The 1,767-nt window shown below is 74.8% G+C and carries 3 protein-coding genes; 1 reads left to right on the plus strand and 2 read right to left on the minus strand.

What is annotated here, in order from left to right:
• Positions 1–321: sugar-binding domain-containing protein (locus tag DBR36_RS18735; RefSeq protein WP_258222969.1), on the plus strand; the 321-nt coding region annotated here is incomplete at its 5' end.
• A 24-nt stretch (positions 322–345) separates the two neighbouring features.
• On the opposite strand, the gene dhaM is transcribed toward DBR36_RS18735, so the two are convergent.
• Positions 346–1,077, minus strand: coding sequence for a dihydroxyacetone kinase phosphoryl donor subunit DhaM (dhaM, locus tag DBR36_RS16980; RefSeq protein WP_108320859.1), 732 nt, complete (start codon positions 1,075–1,077; stop codon positions 346–348).
• Entirely contained in the window at positions 1,074–1,709 is a 636-nt protein-coding gene (gene dhaL / locus DBR36_RS16985) for a dihydroxyacetone kinase subunit DhaL (RefSeq protein ID WP_108320870.1), read from the minus strand. Before dhaL ends, dhaM begins: the two co-directional genes overlap by 4 nt.
• Between the last annotated feature and the right edge of the window lie 58 nt (positions 1,710–1,767).

The raw sequence follows: 1,767 nt of genomic DNA on the forward strand, positions 1-1,767 counted from the left end.
CCGCACGCCGACGTGCCGTCGCACGTCTACAGCGGCGACTACTTCGACGAGCGCGACCGCGCCGTCATCGAGCGCGAGGGGATCGTGGGAGACTGCGCCACCGTGTTCTACCGCGCCGACGGCTCCAGCGACGTGCCCGAATTGAACGAACGCTCCAGCGGACCCGACCTCGACACCGTCCGCCGCATCCCGCGCCGGTTCTGCGTGGTGTCGAGCCTGTCCAAGCTCGACGGGCTGCGCGGCGCACTCGCCGCCGACCTCATCACCGAGCTCGTCGTCGAGGAATCGCTCGCCCGGCGCCTGCTCAGCGTCACGCGCTGAGACGTCGACGGGTCGAGGCGGCGTTCAGCGCTCGCCGAAGCCGTCGTCGATGAGCGCGCGCAGCTCGTCCAGTGCCTGTCGCGCCTGCGGGCCCGTCGCGCGGACGCGCACCCGCGCCCCTTGCCGCACCCCCAGCGCCATGAGCGCGAGCAGGCTGCGCGCCGACACCTCGTCGGAGCCGGCGTCGAGGTCCTCGATGCGGACGTCCGCGTCGTAGCGCGACGCCGCCTTGACGAACGTCGCCGCGGGCCGCGCGTGCAGGCCCGAGGGGTTCACCACGACCGTCTCGAAGAACGTGTCGTCGCCCTCCCGCACCGCAGGCTCATCCGGGGCGGGGGATGCCGGGGACCCGCCGTCGTCGCCGAGGTGGACGCGTTTGGCCTCGGCGGCGCCGCGGATCTCCGCGGCGACCGTGGCGAGGTCGGCACCGCCCGCGGCGGCCACCACCGCGGCCACGAGACCCTCGACGAACGGCGCGGAGCTGAGGGTCACGCGGTCCGGGGATGCCACGAACTCGAGAGCCGTCTCGGCGCTCAGGAGCGCGGAACCCAGGTCCATCAGCACGAGCACGCCGTCCCCGCCGTCGGCGTCGTCGATCGCCGCGGCGATGGCCACGGCATCCGTGCCCAGATCGCCGTCGGGACCGCCGGCGGCGACGCGGACGCGGGGCGGGTCCTCTCCTCCCATCTGCAGAGCGAGCTCGACGGCCGCCTCTGCCAGGGCGCGACTGTGCGAGACCGCGACGATGCCGATCACTCGGCGCCCGCCAGGGTGTCGCGCAGCGCCTCGAGCAGCAGCGTCGCCGAGGCGGCGCCGGGGTCGAGGTGCCCGGCGCTGCGCTCGCCGAGGTAGCTGGCCCGGCCCTTGCGCGCGACGAGCGGGATCGTCGCGTCCCGTCCGCGGGCGGCCGCGTCGGCCGCGGCGCGGGCCGCGTCCGCCGGGGATCCGCTCGCCGCGGCGTCCCACGCGTCGAGGGCGGGGGTCAGGGCGTCGATCATCGTCTTGTCGCCGACCTCGGCCTTGCCACGGGCGACGACCCCCTCGACGCCAGCGCGCAGCGCCGCGCCCAGGGCGGTGGCATCCATCTGCTCCGCCGACGCGAGAGCGGGGCCCATGCGCAGGAACAGGGTTCCGTACAGGGGGCCGCTCGCCCCGCCGACGGTCGACACCAGCGTCATCCCGACGGTCTTGAACAACTCGGCCGGGGTCGCGGGGGCGGGGTCGAGTTTGGCGACGACCGCGTCGAGGCCGCGTGCCATGTTGGAGCCGTGGTCCGCGTCGCCGATCTCGGAGTCGAGGCGGGTCAGCTCGTCCTTGTGGGCGGCGACGGCATCACGGAACGCGCGGATCCACGCGACGAGGTCGTCGGTCGACACGGCGCCGCTCATGCGCCCCACCGCAGGCCCGGGGTCACGACGGGAGCGTCCCACAGGCGCAGCATCTCAT

Origin of the sequence: Microbacterium sp. HMWF026, assembly GCF_003061325.1 — a bacterium.
Lineage (GTDB): Bacteria > Actinomycetota > Actinomycetes > Actinomycetales > Microbacteriaceae > Microbacterium > Microbacterium testaceum_E.